The organism is Streptosporangium becharense (assembly GCF_014204985.1).
Classification (GTDB): Bacteria; Actinomycetota; Actinomycetes; order Streptosporangiales; family Streptosporangiaceae; genus Streptosporangium; species Streptosporangium becharense.
This window is the reverse complement of record NZ_JACHMP010000001.1, coordinates 6,334,093-6,354,964: the sequence shown is the minus strand read 5'-3', so window position 1 is coordinate 6,354,964 and position 20,872 is coordinate 6,334,093. Positions and strand designations below refer to the sequence as shown.

Below are 20,872 nucleotides of genomic sequence, written 5' to 3'. Positions count from 1 at the left end.
GCGCGAACATCGACACGATACACGCCACCACCAGGCAGGATGGCAAACGAACCCGGCGTGTCCCCCGAAACGCCCGGTAGCGGCACGCTATTTTTCGGCAATCCGGTGAATAAATACCGCCGAAAGCCGCATCTACCGCAGATAACACCTTCGACTGGGAAATCTCCCCCGCGCCGGCCGGGTGCGCCGCACCGGCCGGAGACGCGGACTCCTCAACTGGATCATGTGAAGGTAGGAATAGGGGAAAACATTCCGCCATCGCCGTAGCGATAGCCGCGAACGGAATGGGCGCGGGCTACCTTCTCCGACGTGACCAGGCCATCACCGAGGAGCCCGTAATGAAACCGGACAGCCGGATACGTGTCATGGAGATCATCGCGCGCATGAACGTCGGCGGTCCCGCCACCCAGGTCCTGGGGCTGCGCGAGGGGCTCAACCCGGAGGAGTTCGACCACCGCCTCTACACCGGCTACGTCGACGACGGCGAGGGCGACCACCTCCGGCTGCACGAGGCGGAGACCCGGGTGCACCGGGTACCGGGGCTCGGCCGGTCGATCAGGCTCGGTGACGACTACCACGCGCTCTTCTGGCTGATCCGCGCCATGCGGGCGTTCCGCCCGCACATCGTGCACACCCGTACCGCCAAGGCGGGCGCCCTGGGCCGGGTCGCCGCCCGCCTGTCCGGCGTCGGCGCGGCGCGCGTGCACGTCTTCCACGGTCACCTCCTGCACGGATACTTCTCCCCCGCCAAACGCGGGCTCTACGTGCGCTCGGAACGGCTCCTGGCCTCCATGTCGGACCGGCTGGTGACCGTGGGCTCCCAGGTCAGGGACGAACTGCTCCAGGCGGGGATCGGCCGCCCCCCGCAGTACGTGGTGATACCGCCCGGGGTCCGGCTCGGGCCGATCCCCACCAGGCAGGAGGCCCGCGCCACGCTGGGACTGCCGCAGGACGCCCCCGTCGTGGCGTACGTGGGCCGCCTCACCCGAGTGAAACGGCCCGACCGGTTCCTCACCGTGGCCGGCTCGGTGATCAGGCAGGTCCCCGGATGCCGGTTCGTCGTGTGCGGACGCGGCGAGCTGGAACAGCAGGTCCAGCGGGACATCGAGGGTGCCCGCGACTCCTTCCACCTGGTCGGCTGGCGCAAGGACGTGGAGACGGTCTACGCCGCCGCCGACATGGTCCTGCTGACCTCCGACAACGAGGGCACCCCCCTCACGCTCATCGAGGCGGGGATGGCGGGCACCCCGGTCGTCGCCACGCGCGTGGGCAGCGTCGCCGAGGTCGTCCGGGACGGGCAGACCGGCCTGCTGGCGGCGCCCGACCCGGGCGAGCTGGCCATGCACGTCATCCGCATGCTGTCCGAACCCGACCTCGCCCGCCGGATGGGCACGCTGGCCCGCGACTGGACGACGCACGCGTTCGGCGTGGAACGTCTCGTCTCCGACACCGAGCACCTCTACCGGTCGCTGCGCGGGACCCCCGGGCGGCACCCCGTCACGAAGGAGAACCCCCGATGAGAGTGCTCGTGACCGGCGGCGCCGGGTTCATCGGCGCGCACACCTGCCGGGCACTGGCCGCCCGGCCCGAGGTCGGGCACATCACCGTGCTGGACGACCTGAGCAGCGGGAGCCTCGCCAACCTCGACGGTGTCGAGGCCGAGGTCGTGACGGGCAGCATCCTGGACCGGGACCTGCTGACGGACCTCGTGGCGGGCGTCACGCACGTGATCCACCTGGCCGCCCGGCCGTCGGTGCCCCGCTCGCTCCTCGACCCGATGGCCTCGCACTCCGTCAACGCCACCGGCTCCCTCAACGTGCTGGAGGCGTGCCGCGCGGGCAGGCCGCACCTGATCCTCGCCTCCTCCTCGTCGGTCTACGGCGACCGGCCGGAACAGCACAAGCATGAGGAGCTGCCGACCCGGCCGCTCAGTCCGTACGGGGCCGGCAAGCTGGCCATGGAGGCCTACGCCCTGGCCTACGCGCACAGCTTCGGGCTGCCGGTGCTGCCGTTCCGCTTCTTCAACGTCTACGGCCCGCTCCAGGCCGCCGGTCACGCGTACGCGGCCGTGATCCCGGCGTTCGTCTCGGCGGCCCTGCGCGGTGAGCCGGTGCCGCTGCACGGCGACGGGCACCAGGCGCGGGACTTCACCTACGTGGAGTCCGTGACCCAGGTCCTCGTCGACGCGGCCGTCCGCCGGGTGACGAGCATGAGCCCGGTGAACCTGGCGTTCGGCACCCGTGTCTCCCTGCGGCACGTGATGGAGGTCCTGTCCGCGGTTCTCGGGCGGCCGGTCGAGTCGGTCACCCTGCCACCGCGGGCGGGCGACATCCACCAGTCGCAGGCCTCCCCCCACCTGCTTCACGAGCTGTTCCCCGGCGTGCGTCCCGTCCCCCTGGAGGAGGGGATCCGCGCGACGGTGACCTGGTTCGAGAAGACGTCGGCCTCCGCCGTCGACGCGGGGCTCGGCGCGCACGCATGAGCCACCGCCCTCCTCCCGGCACCGGATATCTCCACAAGTACGCGACGAGGAGAAAGCCTTGAGCTTGCCATCGACCACCAAATACCTGATCACGGGCGGCAGTGGGTTCATCGGGTCGCACCTGTCCGATGCCCTGCTGGCGCGTGGCGACTCCGTCGTCGTGCTGGACAACCTCTCGACGGGGCGGCTGGAGAACCTGCGTCCCCACCCGAACCTCCGTTTCGTGCACGGTTCGGTCCTCGACGAGCTCATGGTCGACGAACTGGTCCACCAGTGCGACGTGGTCATCCACCTCGCGGCGGCGGTCGGCGTCAAGCTGATCGTCGAGCAGCCGCTGCGGTCGCTGACGACCAACATCCGCGGATCGGAGATCGTCATCGAGGCCGCGCACCGGTACCGCAAGAAGATCCTGATCACCAGCACGAGCGAGATCTACGGCAAGAACTCCTCCGACGCGCTGTGCGAGAACTCCGACCGCATCCTCGGCAGCCCGGCCGTGGTCCGCTGGGCCTACAGCACCTCCAAAGCCGTCGACGAGATCCTCGCCAACGCCTACCACAAGGAGCGCGGCCTGCCGACGATCATCGTGCGGCTGTTCAACACCGTGGGCCCGCGGCAGAGCTCGACCTACGGCATGGTCATCCCGACCCTCGTCCGGCAGGCCCTGTCGGCCATGCCTCTGACGGTGTTCGGCGACGGCACCCAGACCCGCTGCTTCGCGCACGTCGCGGACGTCGTCGACGCGCTGCTGCGGCTGCTGGACAACGAGGCGGCCGTCGGTCACACCTTCAACATCGGCTCCGCCGACGAGGTGAGCATCATGGAGCTGGCCAAGCTCATCATCGAGTTCACCGGGTCCACCTCCGGGATCGACCTCGTCCCCTACTCCGAGGCCTACGAGCAGGGGTTCGAGGACATGACCCGGCGGGTCCCCGACACCACGAAGCTCCGCGCGCTGACCGGCTGGACCCCGCGGCGCACCCTCGACGAGATCCTCACCGAGATCATCGGTGAGGCCACCGGCGACACGGCGGCGTCCATCCGGTGAGCGGGACGATCGCCCTCGCCGCGGGGGCGGCGTGCGCGCTCAGCGCCACAGCGGTCGTGCCGTTGCGGCGCCTGGCGCTGCGCTGGGACCTCACCGACCGTCCCGGGGGGCACAAGGCTCACGCCCGCCCGACCCCGTACCTGGGCGGCATCGCCATCACGGTGGGCACGGTCGTGCCCACCGTGGCCGTGCTCGGCTTCGCCGACCCGCAGCTCACCGCGATCCTCCTGGCCGCCACGGCGATCTCGCTGCTCGGGCTGATCGACGACATCGCACCCCTGCCGGCGGTCACCCGGCTGGTCGTGGAGGCGGTGGTGGCCTGCGGGGTGGTGCTGTCCGGGGTGCACGTGACCGTGACGGCGACCTGGCTGGACGGTCTGCTCACCGTGGTGTGGATCGTCGTGATGACGAACTCCTTCAACCTGCTCGACAACATGGACGGTGCCCTCGGCAGCGTGACCACGGTCAGCGCCGCCCTCCTCGCGGTGACCGCCGCCGTGCAGGACCGCCCGGAGCTGGCGATGCTGCTGTGCGCGCTCGCCTGCGCCGGTCTCGGCTTCCTGCCGCACAACTGGGCGCCGGCGCGCATCTTCATGGGCGACTCCGGGTCCCTGTTCATCGGGTTCACGCTCGCCTGCTCGGCCGTCGTCCTGGTCGTCGGACGCGACCCCGACACGGTGGCCGCCGGGCTGCTGCTGCCCACCTTCGTCGCGACCTTCGACACCTTCACGGTGTTCCTCACCCGCGCGCTGGCCGGGCGTTCCCCCCTGCGGGGAGGCACCGACCACGTGTCGCACCGCCTGCGCAGCATGGGCATGGGCACCCGGCTGGTCGCCACGGCGCTGGGGGCGATCGCCGCCCTCACCTGCGCTCTGTGGCTGGTGACGACGCTGGGCGGGGTGTCGCCCGTCACCGCGGTGGTCGCGGCCGGCGTGGTCGCCGTCGTCCTGGTCAGCCTGCTGCGCGGTGCGCGCGTCCACTCGCCGGCCCGGCCTCCCCATGCTCCTCAGAGAATCCGCGAAAGGCGGCGTTGACCCAGTGGATCTGCTCTACTACGTACGGCTCATGCGGAGGAACTGGCCGTTCCTCCTCCTGTCGCTGGTCCTAGGGGTGGGCACGGCGCTCACGGTCACGGCCAACACTCCGCCGAAGTACATCGCGACGATCTCCATGCTGGTCTCCGGCCACGACCGGGAGGGCAGCCTCTCCACCGCATACCAGGCGGGAATGCTGTCGGCGCAGCGGGTGCACTCGTACGCGAACCTGCTCTCCAGCCGCCGTGTGGTCAGCCAGATCACCCACCCCGGCGACGTGGGTCGCGTCCAGGCGAACATCACCGCCGAGGCGGTGCCCGGCACCGTGCTCCTGCGTGCCACGGTCACCGACCCCGACCCCCGGCGGGCCGCCGACCTGGCCAACGCGCTGGGAGCGCGGTTCGCCGAGCTGATCAACCAGATCGAACGGCCCACCCCCGCCAGCCGCCCCACCGTGAAGGTCACGGTGGTGGACCAGGCATCGGTGCCCGGGGCGCCGATCAGCCCACGGCCCGTGGTCAACCTCCTGATGGGCGTGCTGATCGCGCTGCTGTCGGCCATGGCCGCCATCGTCGTCCGTGACCGCCTGGACACGACCGTCAAGTCGTCCGAGACGCTGCACCACGCCTCCGGCAGCTCCACCCTGGGCATCATCTGCTACGAGCGGGACGCCAAGCGTCACCCGTTGATCCTGCGCAGCCGCGGCCGGTCGTCCCGGGCCGAGGCGTTCCGCTCGCTCCGCACCAACCTGCAGTTCGTCGGCGTCGACCGCAAACCCAGGTCGCTCGTGGTGACCAGTTGCCTGCCGGGCGAGGGCAAGTCTTCGACCTCCGCCAACCTGGCGATCACCCTCGCCCAGGCGGGCCGGCGGGTCATCCTGGTGGACGGCGACCTGCGCCGCCCGAGCATCCCGGGCTACCTGGGCATCGAGGGCGGGACGGGCCTGACGGACGTGCTGATCGACCGGGCCCGGCTGGAGGACGTCATCCAGATCTGGGGCGACCCGGAGGTGGCGGTCCTGCCGAGCGGCCAGATCCCGCCGAACCCGAGCGAACTGCTCGGGTCGGACGGGATGCGTCAGGTGCTCGACCGGCTGAGCTCGGCGTACGACATGGTGATCATCGACGCGCCGCCGCTGCTGCCGGTCACCGACGCCGCGACGCTCGCCGTGATCTGCGACGGCGCTCTGCTGGTGGCCCGGCACGGCAAGACCAGGCGCGAGCACATCGCCCACGCCGCCCAGATGCTGGCCTCGATCAACGCCCGGGTGGTGGGCACCGTGCTGAACTTCGCCCCGAGCCGCGGCGGCAGGTACTACGGATACGGATACGGATACGGCTACGGCTACGAGGCCGAGACCGAGGTCAAGACGCCGGCGGGTGTCTGAGCAACCGGAGCGGAACGGCCAGTGACCGCGTGATCCTCCGTCCCGCCGCCCGGTAGGCCAGCCAGGAGCCCCCGTACGGGTCGGCGATGTCGGGCCTGGCGACCCGGACCAGCCCGCGCAGCGCCCGCGCCTGGCCGACCAGCGCGCGGGCCCGCAGCGCGGGATCCGGGTGGCCGGGAACGCCGGCCGGCGGCACCGCCTCCGCCAGCGCACCGAACTCGGCGATGGTGAAGACCCTCCCCGCGGCGGCGAGATGCAGGTCCACCGCCCGCGCGCGGTGCTCACAGGTGGCCGTCAGCACCAGGTCGGCGGCGGCCACCAGCTCCGGGGTCAGCGGGCGGGAGCCGAACCCGGCCGGATCCCCGCCGAGCCGCGCCAGCACCCGCCGGGCACCCTCGGCCATCTCCAACCCCGGCTCGGCCTGGGTGCCCGCACTGATCACCTGGACCGCCGGGCACGGCCCGAGCGCCGCGCGGGTCATCCGCTCGGCCAGCGGGGAACGGCAGATGTTGCCGGTGCACACGAACAGGATCCGGAACCGCGCGCCGTCACCGGGCTCCACCGCCGGAGCGCGGCCATCAGATTCCGCCGCCGGAACGCCGTCATCCGACTCCACCGCCGGAACGCGGCCATCCGACTCCACCGCCGGAACGCCGTCATCCGACTCCACCGCCGGGAGAGCCCGCCAGCAGCGTGTCCCGCATTCCTCGTGCCCGCTCTCGATCCCCATGGTCATCTCGCCCCTCCAGCGTGGAACCCCCCGGTTCGGCTCGGGGAGGAAACGTGTGACGCTAGACCGCCCACCGCCGGCCGCCGCCCCCGACACGCCGTCCTTTACGCATTGAGGTGCTCGGCCGGCTTCACCGGGGGTGCCGTCAGGGGACGCCTGCGGGACGCACCGGCACGGGGCAGCCGCCCCGGTCCTCGGTGATCCGGGTCCGCTGCGGCCGGACGAGCGGCTGCACCGGCACCAGCGGGGGCTGCGCCGAGGCGGGCTCGACGAGATCGAGTTCCAGCGTCCTCGACTGGCGCGGGGCGAACTCCAGCAGCGCCGAGTAGACCGGGCGGGACCGCTCGGTCTCCCGCATGACCGGCACCGGCTTGCCGTCCAGCCGCGCCTCGGTCAGCGTGGCCCCCATCCCGCCGTACAGCGAGACCCACAGCAGGTTCGACCCGGGGACGTGCGGGCGTTTCGGTGAGTCGAGCCGGCCGGTGACGTAGGAGGGCAGGTCGCCGCGCGGGACGGCGTTGGTGAGCCGGATCCGGACGTTCGTGGTGCGCCGGCCGTCCCGGCAGGGGCCCAGCCGGTAGTCGACGGAGCGCTCCAGGTAGTAGTCGAGCTTGCCGCCGGCGGAGTTGTTGACGACCAGGGCGGCGAAGGGCCCCGGCCGCTGCGGCAGCACGCCGGCGGCGGGGGTGCGCGCCAGGCGCCGCTGCTCGGCCCCGTGACGGCTCCAGACCTGGATCCGCCGCTCCCCCACCATGTGTCCCAGCGCCGGCAGCAGCCTGGCGGGGTCGGTGAACGAGGCGGGCAGCGCCTCGGCGACGGCTCCGGCGACCCGGAGCAGGAACCGCTTGCGCGCCGCGGGGTCGGTGTAGCGGGCGTACGCCTCACGCTCGGTGAGATCGACGACGTTGGCCGGGGTCACCTTCTCCCCGCCGGGGAGCGTGACGGGGCCGATGATCTTCAGCAGGTGGGCCAGGCCCACCGGGTCGGTGGCGAGCGCTCCGTCGAGGCGGCGGCCGTGCTGCCGTTCCCACAGCCGGGTCCAGGTGGCCGCCGCGTACGGGAAGTGCGGGGAGAGGTTGGAGATGGAGAGCATCCTGGTGGCGCTCGCCCCGTAACGCTCGCGGTAGGCGGTGCCGTGGTCGACGACGGGGACGGGACTGTTGGTCAGTCCGTTGTTGACCGAGAGCCGCTCGATGCTGATCCGGCCCCGGTCGGCCTTCAGGATGCCGAAGGCGCCGACCAGGCCCCCGGTGCCCCGCGCCTCGGCGTTGGTCTGGAAGGCCAGGAAGTAGCGGCGCGGGCCGTCGCGGCCGAGCATGGGGGGCAGCAGGGCCGCGGTGTCCGCCGCGTCGCGGACCAGGTCGCGCAGCCGGCCGATCTCGGCCAGCGCGGTGCCCCGCGCCTCGTCCACCTGCCGCACACCGGTGACGGCGGGGGTGGCGGCCAGGCGGGAGTCCGCCCGCCGGAGCCGGGTGGCGGCCTCGTCCAGGGCCGGGGCGGCGGCGTCGAGCGCGGCCAGCTGCCGTCCCATGTCGACCAAGGAGGGCGTGGAGATCGTCATGAGGGGGGTGCCGGCCCGCTGCACGCCGGAGAACGCCTCGGTCAGCTCGGCGGCGGCCCACGCCAGGCCGCGTACGGTGGTGGCCGCGTCCCCCACCACCGGGGTGTGGGCCAGCACCCACCAGTCCGGCCCCTCGGTGAGGCGCCGGGCCTCGGCGGCGTGCCGCCGGGCCTCGGCCAGCACGGGGGAAACGGGACTCAGGTCACCGGCGGCCACCGCGGCGCGCAACTGGACCAGCGCGGCCCTGGTGGCGTCGAGGTGGTCACGCACCCGCAGGCCGAGATGGGCCGACCAGCCCCCGGCCACCACCAGGGCGGCGGGGGCCAGCAGGCCGGCGACGACCACTCGGCGTCGTCTCCTGTTCGTCACTTATCCGATCACTCCGTACCGGCGGACCGGCGGCGCCGCGCGAGGGCCAGCGCACCCGCGGTGCCCGCGAGCAGCAGACCGCCGCCGAGGGTCGCCGCGAACGTCACCGGGGCACCCGTGAACGGCAGTTCCTCGGCCACCGGTCCCGGGCCGGGCCCGCAGTCGAAGCAGTCGTCGAAGCAGTCGTCCTCGCAGTCGTCGAAGTCGTCGAAGTCGACCGGGAAGACATGCTTGTCCTTCTTGCCGTGGTCGTCCCTCCCGTTGCCGTTGCCGTTGCCGTGGTCATCGTCGTCGTCCAGCCGCGCGACCTCCAAGGCGAGTTCCTCGGCCTCCCTGGAGATCGCCTCGGCCTTGGTGGCGATCCGCGCCGCCTCGGTGGCGACCCGCGCCGCCTTGGTGGCGATGCCCACGGCGACCGGGTCGACGCCCTGGGCCAGCGAGATGATCTCCTCGGCCTCGGTGACGATGTCCTCGGCCCTGACGATGATCCGCTCGGCCTCGGCGGTGATCCGCATGGCCTCGTCGGCGATCTCCTCCGCCCTGTCGGCGAGCTTCCTGACCTCGGGGTCGATCGTCCCGGCGGCGGATCGCACCGTGCCGGTGGCCACCCGCGCCGCGTCGGAGGCGGTCCGCGCGGCGGCGCGGCCGGCTCCCCGGGTGGCGGACGCGGTCCGCGCGGCGGCCGGGTCGATCTCCTCGGCGCCGGAGGCGACCCGCGCGCCGATGAGGTCGACCTCGGTGAGGAGCGCGGCCTCGTCGGCGACCTCCTGTGCCTCCTCCAGGATGTTCTCGGCCTCCTCCAGGATGTCCACGGCCTCGTCGTAAACCTCTTCCGCGGCGTCGGCGATCGCCAGAGCCTCGACCAGATAATCCGGCAGCGGCGGATAAAGCGGCGAATTCCCGGCGAGCACCGGTGCCGACAGATGGGTCGCGGCGAGCACCGTTCCGGTGGATCCGAGCGTCAGTCCGCCTCCGGCCGTCACCGCGAGGAGAATAGATATTAAGTGTTTTCTGGCCATTTACGAGCTCCCTGTGGCGATGATTTAGGCCATAGGACAAGACGCTTGGAACACAAGCGACATGTCTCCGGAACCCGTTATATTTGCCATCCGGAAATAACGGTCTGCCCGGCTCGCCCCCCTTGCCGAACGATCATCGGTTGTTTTCCGATCACTGACGCTCCCCCGGACGGCACGCCCGGCTGGAGAGCAGCGGGTCGCGGGCGGCCGGCAGCCCGCCCGGAGAGCGGGACGCGGACGACCGGAAGTCCTCGCGGTGCCGTGGGAACCGGCGACGGAACGCGGCCGCAACTCCTCGGGCCGCCACGGGAACCGGTGACGGAACGACGCGCGGCGCCGGACGCACGTCCGCGGCGGGTCCGCGTTCTCTCTAAACTTCAGGCATGCCAACCGCATTGATCACTGGGGCGACGGCCGGTCTCGGCGCCGCCTTCGCCCGCCGCCTGGCCGCGGACGGGTTCTCCCTGGTCCTGGTCGCCCGCGACGCCGAGCGCCTCGCCTCGGCCGCCGAGGAACTGCGCCTGCGTTACGGGGTGAGCAGCGAGGTGCTCCCGGCCGACCTGGCGACCGACGAGGGGTTGCAGAAGGTCGAGGCACGGCTCCGCGAGGGTGTCGACCTGCTGGTGAACAACGCCGGGTTCGGCCACCCCGGTTCCTTCCTCGACGTCCCGGTGGAGGAGGAGCTGCGGATGCTCAAGCTCCACTGCGAGGCGGTGCTGCGCCTCACCCTGGCCGCACTGCCCGGGATGAAGGCCCGTGACCGAGGCGCGGTGGTCAACGTGGCGTCGGTGGCGGCGTTCCTCGCCGGCGGCACCTACAGCGCCTCCAAGGCGTGGGTGGTCAACTTCAGCGAGTCCGCGGCCTCCGAGCTGACCGGCAGCCGGGTGCGGGTGATGGCCCTGTGCCCCGGGTTCGTGCGGACCGAGTTCCACCGGCGCGCCTCGATAGACACCTCGGGCATCCCCGACTTCCTGTGGCTGTCGGCGGACGACGTGGTCCGTGAGGCCATGCGCGACCTGGCCCGCGGCAGGCGGGTGAGCGTCCCCGACCTGCGCTACAAGGTCATCTCGGCGGTCGCGAGGCTGGTCCCGCCGAACCTGGCCGGGCAGGTCAGCCGGCGCATCGGCCGCCGCTGACCACTCCCGCGCGGGCGGGAGCGGGCCCGCAGGTCCCGGAGAGCCCGCACGGATCCGCGGGGCCCGCAGAGCCCGCACGGGCCCGCGGGCCCCAGGGAATCCACGCGGGCCCACGGGCCCCGGAGAGCCCGCACAGATCCGCGGATCCGCAGGGCCGCGAGGGCACGTGCGAACGGACACGAGGGGGCAAGCGGGCCGTTACCTGCCCGCCGGGGTAGGTGGTACGGGATACGGGAAGGGCCCGCGCCACGGGAGGGGGTCGTGGCGCGGGCCCTTGCCGGTCTTACCGAGGGGGCCAGGGGGCGGGCCCTTCGCGGGCCCGCACGGCCGGTCAGGCCGGGGTGAGCGACTCGTGGCCGATCGCCGCACCCGAGACCGGGTCGAAGAAGTGCAGGTTGTGCGTGTCGACGACCAGCTCGATGTTCTGGCCCGGGCGGACGTGGCTGCGGGAGTTGACGCGGGCGGTCCACAGCGACTTGTCACCGACCAGCGGGAGGGTCGCCTCCTCGTCGTCGCCGGCGTCGGCGGCGGCCACGGTGTCCTGGTGCTGGACCGGCGGGGCGTCGATGAGGAAGAGGACGTTGATCTCCGAGCCCAGCTCCTCCGTCACCTCGGCGCGGACCTGCAGGCGGGACCAGCCGCCGGTGGAGCCGTTGGCCGCCGCGGAGTCCTCGAAGTCGGAGGGGCGGATGCCCAGGATGATCTTCTTGCCGAAGTACTGGTCCAGGCCGCGCTTCTCGGCGAAGGTCGAGTCGGGGACCGGGAGGCGGAAGCCCGCGAAGGACACAGCCGCACCGCCGTCGCGCACCAGCTCGGCGTTGACGAAGTTCATCGACGGGGAGCCCATGAAGCCGGCGACGAAGAGGTTGACCGGCTTGTCGAAGAGGTTCTGCGGGGTGTCGACCTGCTGGAGGAGACCGTCGCGCAGCACGCAGACGCGGTCGCCGAGGGTCATGGCCTCGACCTGGTCGTGGGTGACGTAGACGGTGGTCACACCGAGACGCTCGTGCAGGGTGTTGAGCGAGGCGCGCATGGAGACGCGGAGCTTGGCGTCCAGGTTGGACAGCGGCTCGTCCATGAGGAACGCCTGCGGCTCGCGGACGATGGCGCGGCCCATGGCGACACGCTGGCGCTGACCACCGGAGAGGGCGGCGGGCTTGCGCTTGAGGTACTGCTCCAGGCCGAGCATCTTGGCGGCCTCGTTGACCCGCTTGGAGATCTCCGCCTTGGGCATCTTGCGGAGCTTCAGGCCGAAGGCGAGGTTCTCCTCGACGGTCATGTGCGGGTAGAGCGCGTAGTTCTGGAAGACCATGGCGATGTCACGGTCCTTCGGGGGCAGGTGGTTGACCACCCGGCCGCCGATGGAGATCTCGCCGCCGCTGATGTCCTCCAGGCCGGCGATCATGCGCAGGGCGGTGGACTTACCACAACCGGAGGGACCCACCAGGACCATGAACTCGCCGTCCTTGATCTCAAGGTTCAGGCTGTTCACGGCCTTCACGCCGCCCGCGTAGATCTTGTCGACGTTGCTGAGAACGATGGATGCCATGCACAGTCCTTGTCGCCTCGGGCCAACCCCGCGTTCACCCGAATGTGGATACGTTTTCATGCATCTCACCGGAAGCGGACATGCATGTCAAGAGGTCATCTGATATCCGCTTTTCAGCGGGGGAACGTTACGACTCCGCGCTGGATCAGAAGCGGAACACATGATGGAATCGTTTCCATGAACATGCGTCGTACGACGATCAAGGACGTCGCGGAGGCCGCGGGCGTGGGGGTCGCCACGGTGTCACGGGTTCTGTCCGGCGGCTCGGCGAGCCCCGCGACCAGGGAGCGGGTGCTGACCGTCGCGGCCCAGCTCGACTACCGGCCCAGCGCGCTCGGCCGCAACCTGCGCCAGCGGCGCTCGGGCGGAATCGGGCTGCTGCTGCCCGACATCACCGACTCCTTCTACGGCCGCCTGGCCGACGGCGTGCTCGCCTGCGCGCGTTCGGCGGGCGAGCCGGTGATCCTGGGCACCACCGGCGACGACCCCGAACGCGAGGCCGAGATGATCGGAACCCTCCTGGAGCAGGGGGTCGACCGGGTGGTCGCGGTCCCGTCCGGAGACGGGGAGATCTGGGCCCCGACCCTGCGCACCGGGCTCACCATGGCCTTCGCGCACCGCCTCCCGGCCGGCCGCACGGACGTACCGGCGGTGCTGGCCGACGACCGCGCCGGGGTGCGCACCGCGGTCGACTACCTGACGGGCCTGGGGCACCGCCGCATCGCCTACCTGGGCGGCCCCGGGCAGGGGCAGCGGCTCTCGGTCTTCCGCGAGGCGCTGGGCTCCCTGGTGGACGAGGATCTGATCGTGGTCGCGCGGGGCAGCCGCGACTCCGCCTACGCCGCCGCGGCAGGGCTCTTCCAGCACCGGCCCGACGTCACCGCGGTGCTCGCCGGGGGCAACCTGCTGGGCGAGGCCGCGGTGCTCGCGGCCCGGGAGCTGGACCTGCGCATCCCCAGGGACCTGTCTCTGATCATGTTCGACGACGTGCCCTGGGCCGAGCTGTGCTCCCCGCCGCTGACGGTGATCGCCCAGCCCGCGCGGGACATCGGCTACCGCGCGGCCGAGCTCGTGCTGCGGACCGGCGGCCGACGCCCGCGCGGCGCGCTGCTGCCCACCGAACTGATCGTCAGGGGCAGCTGTGCGGCTAGAGGGACTTCTCGATCGCCTCGGTGACGGCGGGGTCGCCGGGCTCCACACGCGGCCGGAAGCGGGCCAGAACCTCGCCGTCGCGCGCGAGGAGGAACTTCTCGAAGTTCCACTCGACGTCGCCCGCCTTGCCCTCGGCGTCCGGCGTGCGGGTGAGCTCGGCGTAGAGCGGGTGCCGGCCGTCGCCGTTGACCTCGATCTTCTCCAGCAGCGGGAAGTCGACACCGTAGGTGGTGGAGCAGAACTCCTGGATCTCCTCGGCGGTTCCGGGCTCCTGGCCGTAGAACTGGTTGCAGGGGACGCCGACGACGGTGAAGCCCCGCTCGCCGTAGGTGCGCTGGAGCTGGACCAGGCCCTCGTACTGCGGGGTGAGACCACACCTGGAGGCGACGTTCACCACGAGGACCGACTTGTCTCCGGCCAGCTCCGCCAGGGTGGTCGGCGCGCCGGCGAGAGTGCTGATGGCGATATCACGGATTCCCATGCTGCGCACCCTAATCCATTTGTCACATTTGAGAGTTATGACGTCCAGAAGATGAAATGTGACCGACGCCACGGCTGAGACGGCGGCCCCCTCACCAGCACCTTGATCTTTTCCTCACACGTCCCCTGACAAGGTCATTGACAAACCCTGTCGACTGGCCCGCCCGCGAACCACGAGGCATCGTGACGACGTCCCTCAACCCCCAAGGCACAGGGAGTCTCATGTCGACGCTACGCCGCACGGGTGCGCTGGTGATCACTTCGGTCCTCGCCCTCGGCACCACCGCCACGGTCGCGCAGGCGGCCACGGCGGAAGCGGGCAGCAAGGCCGTCGCGAGGTCGATGGTGTCCGCGCACGGCTGGAGCACGAAACAGTTCGGCTGCCTCAGCAGGCTCTGGACCAAGGAGAGCAACTGGAACCACCGCGCGCGCAACCGCAGCTCGGGGGCCTACGGCATCCCGCAGGCGCTGCCCGCAGGCAAGATGGCCAGCGCCGGCCGCGACTGGCGCACCAACCCCCGGACCCAGATCAGATGGGGCCTGGGATACATCAAGGAACGCTACGGCTCGCCCTGCCGGGCGTGGGCACACTCCCGGTCACGGGGCTGGTACTGATCCCAAACTCCATGCCGGGGTGATTTTCCCCCCGGCCCCGCGCATCGGTGAACCCGTCCCGGTCAGCGGCCCCCCGTCGAACCACCCGTGGATCCCGAAGTTCGGGCAAACACCTTTCCTCCGCGTGTCCCGTTCGCCGTTCGGCGCTCCCTCCGCGTACTAGAAAGCGGCGTAGAGAGATCGCCGCGGTGTCTCATGCCGGAAACAGGCCGGCGAGACCGCGCGGGCGTTCCCCGTCCGAGCCACGGACGCCGGATCGTCGAGCACGCGAGGGCGTCTTCGCACCTCGCGCGCCTCCCGCACGCGGCCCGAGGACAGGGATCCACGTGAACAGAAACCGCGTTCTGCGCAACACCGCCGCCACCATGGTCGCAGCGTCCGCGATGGTCGGGTCGTCTGCGGTGAGCCAGGCCGAGGGCCTCGTCGGGCCGTCCACGGAGGGGACGGCGACGACGGTGCACCGCGCGACCTGGGTCACCACGGCCAAGCCCAGGGTGCGGCGGGTCGCGAAGACCGCAAAGGGCAGGAACAAGGCGATCGCGTACCGCCTCGTCTCCCGCCGAGCATGGTCGCAGAACCAGTTCCGCTGCCTGGACAGTCTCTGGACCAGGGAGAGCGACTGGAACCACCGCGCGTACAACCGGCTGTCGGGGGCCTACGGCATCCCGCAGGCGCTGCCCGGCTCGAAGATGCGGGGCAGCGGCGGAGACTGGCGGTACAACCCGGTCACGCAGATCCACTGGGGTCTGCGTTACATCAAGAGCCGTTACGGTTCGCCGTGCGGCGCGTGGGGTCACTTCCAGTCGAGCAACTGGTACTGACCGAGGGAGAGCGTCCAGGGGAAGGGAGCGCTCTCCCGGCGCCCGGGGCCACCGCCCCGGGCGCCACCCCTCCCCCGCCTTCGCCCGCCCGTCCCCACCGGAGACACCGGAGACACCGGGATCCGCCCTGCCCGGCGCGCGGACGTCAGCTCTTGAGCCGGACGGCCATCGCCTGGATGAGCAGTTCCAGGCCGTAGCGGAACTCCGCTTCGTGGTCGCAGTTCCCCAGCATCGGCCTCAGTTCGCTGACCCGCGGGAACAGCAGCGGATCGACGTCGCCGGTGACGGAGTCGCGCACGGGAGCGAACGTCGGGGTCACCCCGACCTCCCGCAGCAGCGAACCCACGATGTAGGCGATGAACATGCGCAGGACCCGCACCGCCTCCTCGCCGTCGAACCCCGCACCGCGCAACGTGTCGAGTGCCCGCTCCACCGGGAGCAGTCCGGCGGTCGACCGGAGCTGGCGGCTGACCACCACCATGGTGCACCGGGGGTAGTGGTGGGCGATCTGGCGGAAGGCGAGCGCCTGCATCCGCACCCGGTCGGTCCAGTCGGCGTCCGGGTCGTCGGCGAACTCGATCTGGGAGAGCACGCTCTCGGCCACCGCGTCCAGCAGGACCGCCTTGCTGGGCACGTGGTTGTACAGCGACATCACTCCCACGCCCAGGGCCGCCGCGATCGCGCGCATGGATACCGCGTCGACGCCCTCCCGCTCGATCAGGTCGATGGCGACGGCGACGATACGGGGACGGGAGAGCGGTGCTGCAGGCATGTCACCCATTCTCCCCTCGCCGGATCCGTTGACGTACGTACACTGTACGTGACACGCTCGCGAGGTACGTACGATGTACGTCTCTGGAGGCCGCATGTCGACTCACGAGCTCTACACCATCCCCGCCGAACTCTCCACCTGGGACGTCGAGGCGGCCGGAGCCGCCCGGTTCACCTGGGAGTACGACGACGGCAGAGACCGGATGCTCGCCCTGTACCAGAAGGGCAAGGACCGGCAGTGGGACTCCGTCAAGCGCATCGACTGGGACCTGGAGGTCGACCCCTACGACGTGCTCGGCACCCCCGACACCGTCATCGCCATCCACGGCAGCCCACTGTGGGAGCGGATGGACGACGAGCAGCGCAAGCAGGTGCGGCTGCACAACGCCGCCTGGCAGTTCTCCCAGTTCCTGCACGGCGAGCAGGGTGCGATGATCTGCTCGGCCCGGATTGTGGAGTCGGTCCCCGAACTCGACGCCAAGTTCTACGCCGCCACCCAGACCATGGACGAGGCCCGGCACGCCGAGACCTACGCCCGTTTCCTCCAGGAGAAGGTGGGCCTGGCCTACCCCATCAACCAGCACCTCAAAGCACTGCTCGACAGCACACTGAGCGACTCCCGCTGGGACATGCCCTACCTCGGCATGCAGGTGCTCATCGAGGGTCTCGCGCTGGCCGCCTTCGGCGTGATGCGCGACATCACCACCAAACCGCTGCCCAAGCAGATCCTCGCCTACGTCATGCAGGACGAGGCCCGGCACGTGGCCTTCGGCCGGATGGCGCTGCGCGACTACTACCGCCAGCTCAGCGAGAGCGAGCTGCGCGAGCGCGAGGACTTCGTCATCGAGGGCTGCTACCTGATGCGCGACCGGCTGCGCGGCCGGGAGACCTGGGAGGCGATCGGCCTGAACCGGGCCGAGGTCGCCCAGGCCATGGAATGCGTCGACCGCTCCGAGTACCTGCGGGTCTTCCGTTCCCTGCTGTTCAGCCGCATCGTCCCCTGCGTCAAGGACATCGGCCTGTGGAGCCCCCGCCTGCAGCAGGCCTACGCGGACATGGGCGTGCTGGAGATGGCCGGGCAGAGCCTGGAGGCGCTGATGCGGCAGGACGAGGAGATCGCCGAGCGGCTCGACGCCGAGCGCTTCGCGCGCGAGGAGGCCGAGCGCCGCGACGAGGTCGCCGAGACGATCGCCTCCGGCACCGGCTCGTAGCCGCCGCGTCCCCGGGCGGCGACCGCCGGACCCCGGCCCGGGGAGCTCCTCAGCGGCTCAGCACGAAGGCGGCTCAACGGCTCGGCACGAGGCTCCCCAGCGGCTCGACGGCTCGGCACGAAGGCTCCTCAGCGGCTCAGCACGAAGGCGGCGGCCCCGGCGACCACGGTGAGGGTGCCGAGCCAGGCGACGAGGGCGTCGGCCCGGTCGTCGAGCGGCCGGCCGCCGTGCAGGGCCTCCTGGGCACGACGGTAGCGGGCGCCCGTGTGGGTCAGCAGGAGCGCGCCGCAGAAGGCCGCGGGGGCGAAGAGCACGGCGGCGATCACGGGCGTCCCGGCGCGCAGGGTGGTGCCCGCGCCGCCCAGGGCGGTCACGGCGAGCAGGGCGGCGGTGCGGACCCAGGCGAGCCGGGTGCGCTCGCTCTGCAGGCCCTCGTCCCACAACCGGGTCATCGCGACAGCAGGATGAGCATCAGGGCGAGCACGGCCACCGCCGCGACGCCGTAGCCGAGCAGGGGCGCGATGGCCGGGGGCGGGAGCGGCGCGGAGCGGCGCAGCGCCTGCTGGACGCGGCGCCAGCGGGGATAGGCCATCGCCGCCGACAACGCCGACAGCGCGACCAGGACGACGGCGAGGAGGGTCCGCATCCAGGGTACGAAGACGTCGGCGGAGACGGCGGCCATGGCGACGCCACCCGCGCTCAGCGCGAGCGACGTACTCAGCCATGTCAGGTAGGTGCGTTCGTTGGCGAGGGTGAACCGGGGGTCCGGTTCCCGGTCGGCGGTCTCCATGGGAATCACGCTATTTCAGCGACATTCCCCATCGAGAACCCGGGATTTCCGCAGATCAGCCGCACGCGTTGGTCAGTTGTTCGACCCACTTCACCGAGTCGGCGGCGACCTTCTGCGCGGCGTCGACGGCGCTGTTGGCATCGTCGACGGTGAAGCCCTCCAGAGTCTTGGAGATGCCCTCGGCGGCGTCGCGGAGCGAGGTGTCGGCGGCCTTGTCCGCCACGTCGCCGAGCTTGGCGGCTCCGTCGTTGAGCGCCTTCTCCATCGCGGCGGGGTCGTTGAGCAGCCCCGAGACCTTCGACACCGTCTCGGTGACGATACCGGCGGCCTGCACGCACTGCTGGGCCTGGTCGATGCCCTGGCTCACCTCCTGGAACTCCGAGCAGCCGGTGGTGATGAGGACAGCGGCCAGCGTCGAGGCGGCGAGGGCGGGGATTCGTCGCGTAAGGGGTCGCATGCTTCGACACTAGCCAACGGAACGGGCCGTGGCGCGTTCGTGGCGAACCGTGATCCAGCGGCGGAGGCGGTCGTCACCCGCGGCGGCTCCCCGGCATACCATCGCAGGAACTCGAACAAGGGGGGAAACCATGAAGATCTGTCAGCACCTGCAGCAGGCCGTCGACATGCCGGCGAACACACCGCAGGGGTGCGAGGAATGCCTGGCGTCGGGCAGCCGTTGGGTCCACCTGCGCAAATGCCTGTCCTGCGGGCACGTCGGCTGCTGCGACTCCTCACCGAACAAGCACGCCACCGCCCACTACAAGGAGGGCGGCCACCCCGTCATCGCCTCGTTCGAGCCGGGTGAGGACTGGCGATGGTGCTACGTGGACAGCGTCATCGGCTGAACCGCTGAGAAAGCGCCGGATCACCGGGCATCGGTCAGGGAGGTGTCGTAGGCGGGGTCGCAGGCGGGGTCGCAGGCGCACATGCCGGTGATCCTTGTGAAGCCGCACTCCGCAAGGATCACCACCCGGGGGCTGCGGAACGAAGCCGATCAACTACCCGGCGCTTTCTCGGCCACGCGGGCGTCGTAGGTCTCGCGGTGGGCGAGTACATCGTCCATATGCACCTCGGCCCAGGCCTTGAGGCCCCGCATCATCTCGTACAGCGACAGGCCGAGATCGGTCAGCTCGTAGAAGACGGTGACGGGCACGGTCGGCACCACGGTGCGGGTCACCAGGCCGTCGCGCTCCAGCGAGCGCAGCGTCTGAGTGAGCATCTTCTGGCTGACGCCGGCCAGCAGGCGGGCCAACTCCGAGTAGCGCATCGCCCGGGGCTCGCCGGCGCAGTCGGTGCCCGGCTGATGCGCGCTGTCACTGCCAAGCGCGGCAAGGATCAGCGTGACCCATTTGTTGGAGATCCGGTCGAGCAGCTTGCGGCTGGGGCATGCCTCCACGAAGGCGTTGTACCCCACCCTGGCCTGTTCCTTCTGCTGGGCCGCCGTCACCGTCACCATCTGCCGCTCCTCTCACCTGCGAGTGCCTTACGCACTGTGAAGTGCCTTCTTCCCATTGGGAAGTTACATCCCGAGGATGGGGTAACGCGCTATCGAGCACCACCCTCTGGCTCAACGCGAAAGGCGAAGTAATGAGCACGTCCCCCGCCTCGCTTCCCGGCGGCACCTGGCCCCTGGGTGACCTGACCGTCACCCGGTTCGGCTATGGAGCCATGCAGCTCGCCGGCCCCTGGGTCATGGGCCCGCCCGCCGATCACGACGGCGCACTCGCCGTCCTGCGCGAGGCCGTCAACCTCGGCATCACCCACATCGACACCGCCGACGCCTACGGGCCGCACATCACCAACCAGCTGATCCGCGAAGCGCTGCACCCGTACTCCGACTCGCTGCACATCGTGACCAAGGTCGGCGCGGTCCGGGACGAGCAGGGAGGCTGGCCCCCGGCCCGCAGGCCCGAAGACCTGCGCCGGGCCGTCCACCGCAATCTGGAGAACCTCGGCCTCGAGACGCTGGACGTGGTCAACCTCCGGCTCGGCGACGCCCAGGGCCCCCAGCCCGGCTCGCTCGCCGAGGCGTTCGAGACGCTCGTCGAACTCCGGCAGCAGGGTCTGATCCGGCACCTCGGCGTGAGCAACGCGACGGCGGAGCAGGTCGCCGAGGCGCGCTCGATCGCCCCGATCGTGTGCGTGCAGAACATGTACAACCTCGCCCACCGCCAGGACGACGACCTGGTGGACGAGCTCGCCGAGCAGGGCATCGCCTACGTGCCGTTCTTCCCGCTCGGTGGCTTCAGCCCGCTGCAGTCGTCGGCGCTCACGGCCGTGGCCTCCCGGCTGGACGCGACGCCGATGTCGGTCGCCCTGGCCTGGCTGCTGCAGAGGTCGCCGAACATCCTGTTGATCCCCGGCACCTCGTCGGTGGCGCACCTTCGCGAGAACGTCGCAGGCGCGGGACTCTCGCTCTCCGACGAGGATCTCACCGAACTGGACGAGATCGGCCGATGACAGCCCGGATGACGCGTTCCGCTTCCGGGTCGGCGGTGCCCGGACCGGACCACAGCGCATTCGACGATCCGGCACGATCCATGGCCGCGACTCACGCTTCCCCGCGGCCGGACTGACGACGATCAGGGCGGAAGTCACATAGCCGACGACCCCTGTTCGGGACAGTGAGAGGCCCTACGCAGCGTAGTGCCCTCTCGGCTCGTTCTCTCCCCCGGGCCTCGGCCGGGTCTCGGCCGGGTCTCCCCCGGGCCTCGGCC

22 protein-coding genes are annotated in these 20,872 nt (G+C 71.0%); 12 read left to right on the top strand and 10 right to left on the bottom strand.

Annotation, left to right across the window (positions count from 1 at the left end):
- Window positions 1–338: 338 nt before the first annotated feature.
- The 5 genes from F4562_RS27800 to F4562_RS27780 are packed head-to-tail and all read left to right on the top strand — an operon-like array spanning window position 339 to window position 5,951.
- A complete protein-coding gene (locus F4562_RS27800) occupies window positions 339–1,520 on the top strand; it encodes a glycosyltransferase (protein ID WP_184541503.1) in 1,182 nt (393 codons plus the stop codon).
- Window positions 1,517–2,482, top strand: coding sequence for an NAD-dependent epimerase/dehydratase family protein (locus F4562_RS27795; RefSeq protein ID WP_184541504.1), 966 nt, complete (start codon window positions 1,517–1,519; stop codon window positions 2,480–2,482). Before F4562_RS27800 ends, F4562_RS27795 begins: the two co-directional genes overlap by 4 nt.
- A 58-nt stretch (window positions 2,483–2,540) precedes the next feature.
- Window positions 2,541–3,530 carry an NAD-dependent epimerase/dehydratase family protein gene (locus tag F4562_RS27790; protein ID WP_184541505.1) on the top strand — a complete coding sequence of 330 codons (990 nt, stop codon included), beginning with the start codon at window positions 2,541–2,543 and terminating at the stop codon, window positions 3,528–3,530.
- Entirely contained in the window at window positions 3,527–4,564 is a 1,038-nt protein-coding gene (locus tag F4562_RS27785; protein ID WP_184541506.1) for a glycosyltransferase family 4 protein, read from the top strand. Before F4562_RS27790 ends, F4562_RS27785 begins: the two co-directional genes overlap by 4 nt.
- A gap of 4 nt (window positions 4,565–4,568) precedes the next feature.
- Window positions 4,569–5,951, top strand: coding sequence for a tyrosine-protein kinase domain-containing protein (locus F4562_RS27780; protein ID WP_184541507.1), 1,383 nt, complete (start codon window positions 4,569–4,571; stop codon window positions 5,949–5,951).
- Here the strand turns inward: F4562_RS27780 and F4562_RS27775 are convergent.
- The 3 genes from F4562_RS27775 to F4562_RS27765 form a co-directional block, all read right to left on the bottom strand.
- A complete protein-coding gene (locus F4562_RS27775; protein ID WP_184541508.1) occupies window positions 5,929–6,687 on the bottom strand; it encodes an arsenate reductase/protein-tyrosine-phosphatase family protein in 759 nt (252 codons plus the stop codon). The two genes, F4562_RS27780 and F4562_RS27775, sit on opposite strands and share 23 nt — an antisense overlap.
- 139 nt (window positions 6,688–6,826) lie before the next feature.
- On the bottom strand, window positions 6,827–8,587 hold the full coding sequence (locus F4562_RS27770) for a DUF4012 domain-containing protein (RefSeq protein ID WP_184854797.1): 1,761 nt from the start codon (window positions 8,585–8,587) through the stop codon (window positions 6,827–6,829).
- 32 nt (window positions 8,588–8,619) lie between these two features.
- Window positions 8,620–9,630, bottom strand: a complete 1,011-nt coding sequence (locus F4562_RS27765) for a methyl-accepting chemotaxis protein (protein ID WP_184541510.1) — start codon at window positions 9,628–9,630, stop codon at window positions 8,620–8,622.
- A gap of 383 nt (window positions 9,631–10,013) precedes the next feature.
- Here F4562_RS27765 and F4562_RS27760 point away from each other — a divergent pair, with 383 nt between their 5' ends.
- Window positions 10,014–10,766, top strand: a complete 753-nt coding sequence (locus tag F4562_RS27760) for an SDR family NAD(P)-dependent oxidoreductase (RefSeq protein ID WP_184541511.1) — start codon at window positions 10,014–10,016, stop codon at window positions 10,764–10,766.
- A 331-nt stretch (window positions 10,767–11,097) separates the two neighbouring features.
- Here the strand turns inward: F4562_RS27760 and F4562_RS27755 are convergent, their stop codons facing one another.
- Window positions 11,098–12,315, bottom strand: a complete 1,218-nt coding sequence (locus F4562_RS27755) for an ABC transporter ATP-binding protein (RefSeq protein ID WP_184541512.1) — start codon at window positions 12,313–12,315, stop codon at window positions 11,098–11,100.
- Window positions 12,316–12,492: 177 nt separating this feature from the next.
- Here F4562_RS27755 and F4562_RS27750 point away from each other — a divergent pair, with 177 nt between their 5' ends.
- Window positions 12,493–13,491: a LacI family DNA-binding transcriptional regulator gene (locus tag F4562_RS27750; RefSeq protein ID WP_184541513.1), complete on the top strand. Its 999-nt coding sequence runs from the start codon at window positions 12,493–12,495 to the stop codon at window positions 13,489–13,491.
- On the opposite strand, the gene F4562_RS27745 is transcribed toward F4562_RS27750, so the two are convergent.
- On the bottom strand, window positions 13,463–13,948 hold the full coding sequence (locus F4562_RS27745) for a glutathione peroxidase (protein WP_184541514.1): 486 nt from the start codon (window positions 13,946–13,948) through the stop codon (window positions 13,463–13,465). The two genes, F4562_RS27750 and F4562_RS27745, sit on opposite strands and share 29 nt — an antisense overlap.
- A gap of 221 nt (window positions 13,949–14,169) precedes the next feature.
- On the opposite strand from F4562_RS27745, the gene F4562_RS27740 reads away from it, so the two are divergent.
- Both F4562_RS27740 and F4562_RS27735 read left to right on the top strand, forming a co-directional pair.
- Window positions 14,170–14,562 carry an aggregation-promoting factor C-terminal-like domain-containing protein gene (locus F4562_RS27740; RefSeq protein WP_184541515.1) on the top strand — a complete coding sequence of 131 codons (393 nt, stop codon included), beginning with the start codon at window positions 14,170–14,172 and terminating at the stop codon, window positions 14,560–14,562.
- Window positions 14,563–14,888: 326 nt separating this feature from the next.
- A complete protein-coding gene (locus F4562_RS27735; protein ID WP_184541516.1) occupies window positions 14,889–15,383 on the top strand; it encodes an aggregation-promoting factor C-terminal-like domain-containing protein in 495 nt (164 codons plus the stop codon).
- 145 nt (window positions 15,384–15,528) lie between these two features.
- Here F4562_RS27735 and F4562_RS27730 read toward each other — a convergent pair whose 3' ends face one another.
- Entirely contained in the window at window positions 15,529–16,155 is a 627-nt protein-coding gene (locus tag F4562_RS27730) for a TetR/AcrR family transcriptional regulator (protein ID WP_184541517.1), read from the bottom strand.
- A gap of 94 nt (window positions 16,156–16,249) precedes the next feature.
- On the opposite strand from F4562_RS27730, the gene F4562_RS27725 reads away from it, so the two are divergent.
- A complete protein-coding gene (locus tag F4562_RS27725) occupies window positions 16,250–17,365 on the top strand; it encodes a ferritin-like domain-containing protein (protein WP_184541518.1) in 1,116 nt (371 codons plus the stop codon).
- Between the two features lie 128 nt (window positions 17,366–17,493).
- Here F4562_RS27725 and F4562_RS27720 read toward each other — a convergent pair whose 3' ends face one another.
- From F4562_RS27720 to F4562_RS27710, 3 genes are read right to left on the bottom strand one after another with little or no spacing between them, the layout of a single operon-like run.
- Window positions 17,494–17,817, bottom strand: a complete 324-nt coding sequence (locus tag F4562_RS27720; RefSeq protein ID WP_184541519.1) for a DUF202 domain-containing protein — start codon at window positions 17,815–17,817, stop codon at window positions 17,494–17,496.
- On the bottom strand, window positions 17,814–18,155 hold the full coding sequence (locus tag F4562_RS27715; RefSeq protein ID WP_184541520.1) for a YidH family protein: 342 nt from the start codon (window positions 18,153–18,155) through the stop codon (window positions 17,814–17,816). Before F4562_RS27715 ends, F4562_RS27720 begins: the two co-directional genes overlap by 4 nt.
- 55 nt (window positions 18,156–18,210) lie before the next feature.
- On the bottom strand, window positions 18,211–18,612 hold the full coding sequence (locus F4562_RS27710; RefSeq protein ID WP_184541521.1) for a DUF8711 family protein: 402 nt from the start codon (window positions 18,610–18,612) through the stop codon (window positions 18,211–18,213).
- A 130-nt stretch (window positions 18,613–18,742) separates the two neighbouring features.
- On the opposite strand from F4562_RS27710, the gene F4562_RS27705 reads away from it, so the two are divergent.
- Window positions 18,743–19,000, top strand: coding sequence for a ubiquitin carboxyl-terminal hydrolase 14 (locus F4562_RS27705; RefSeq protein ID WP_184541522.1), 258 nt, complete (start codon window positions 18,743–18,745; stop codon window positions 18,998–19,000).
- Between the two features lie 149 nt (window positions 19,001–19,149).
- Here F4562_RS27705 and F4562_RS27700 read toward each other — a convergent pair whose 3' ends face one another.
- Window positions 19,150–19,611, bottom strand: a complete 462-nt coding sequence (locus F4562_RS27700; protein ID WP_184541523.1) for a winged helix-turn-helix transcriptional regulator — start codon at window positions 19,609–19,611, stop codon at window positions 19,150–19,152.
- A 131-nt stretch (window positions 19,612–19,742) separates the two neighbouring features.
- Between F4562_RS27700 and F4562_RS27695 the strand changes: the two genes are divergently transcribed.
- Window positions 19,743–20,615: an aldo/keto reductase family oxidoreductase gene (locus F4562_RS27695; RefSeq protein ID WP_184541524.1), complete on the top strand. Its 873-nt coding sequence runs from the start codon at window positions 19,743–19,745 to the stop codon at window positions 20,613–20,615.
- The last annotated feature ends 257 nt before the right edge of the window (window positions 20,616–20,872 follow it).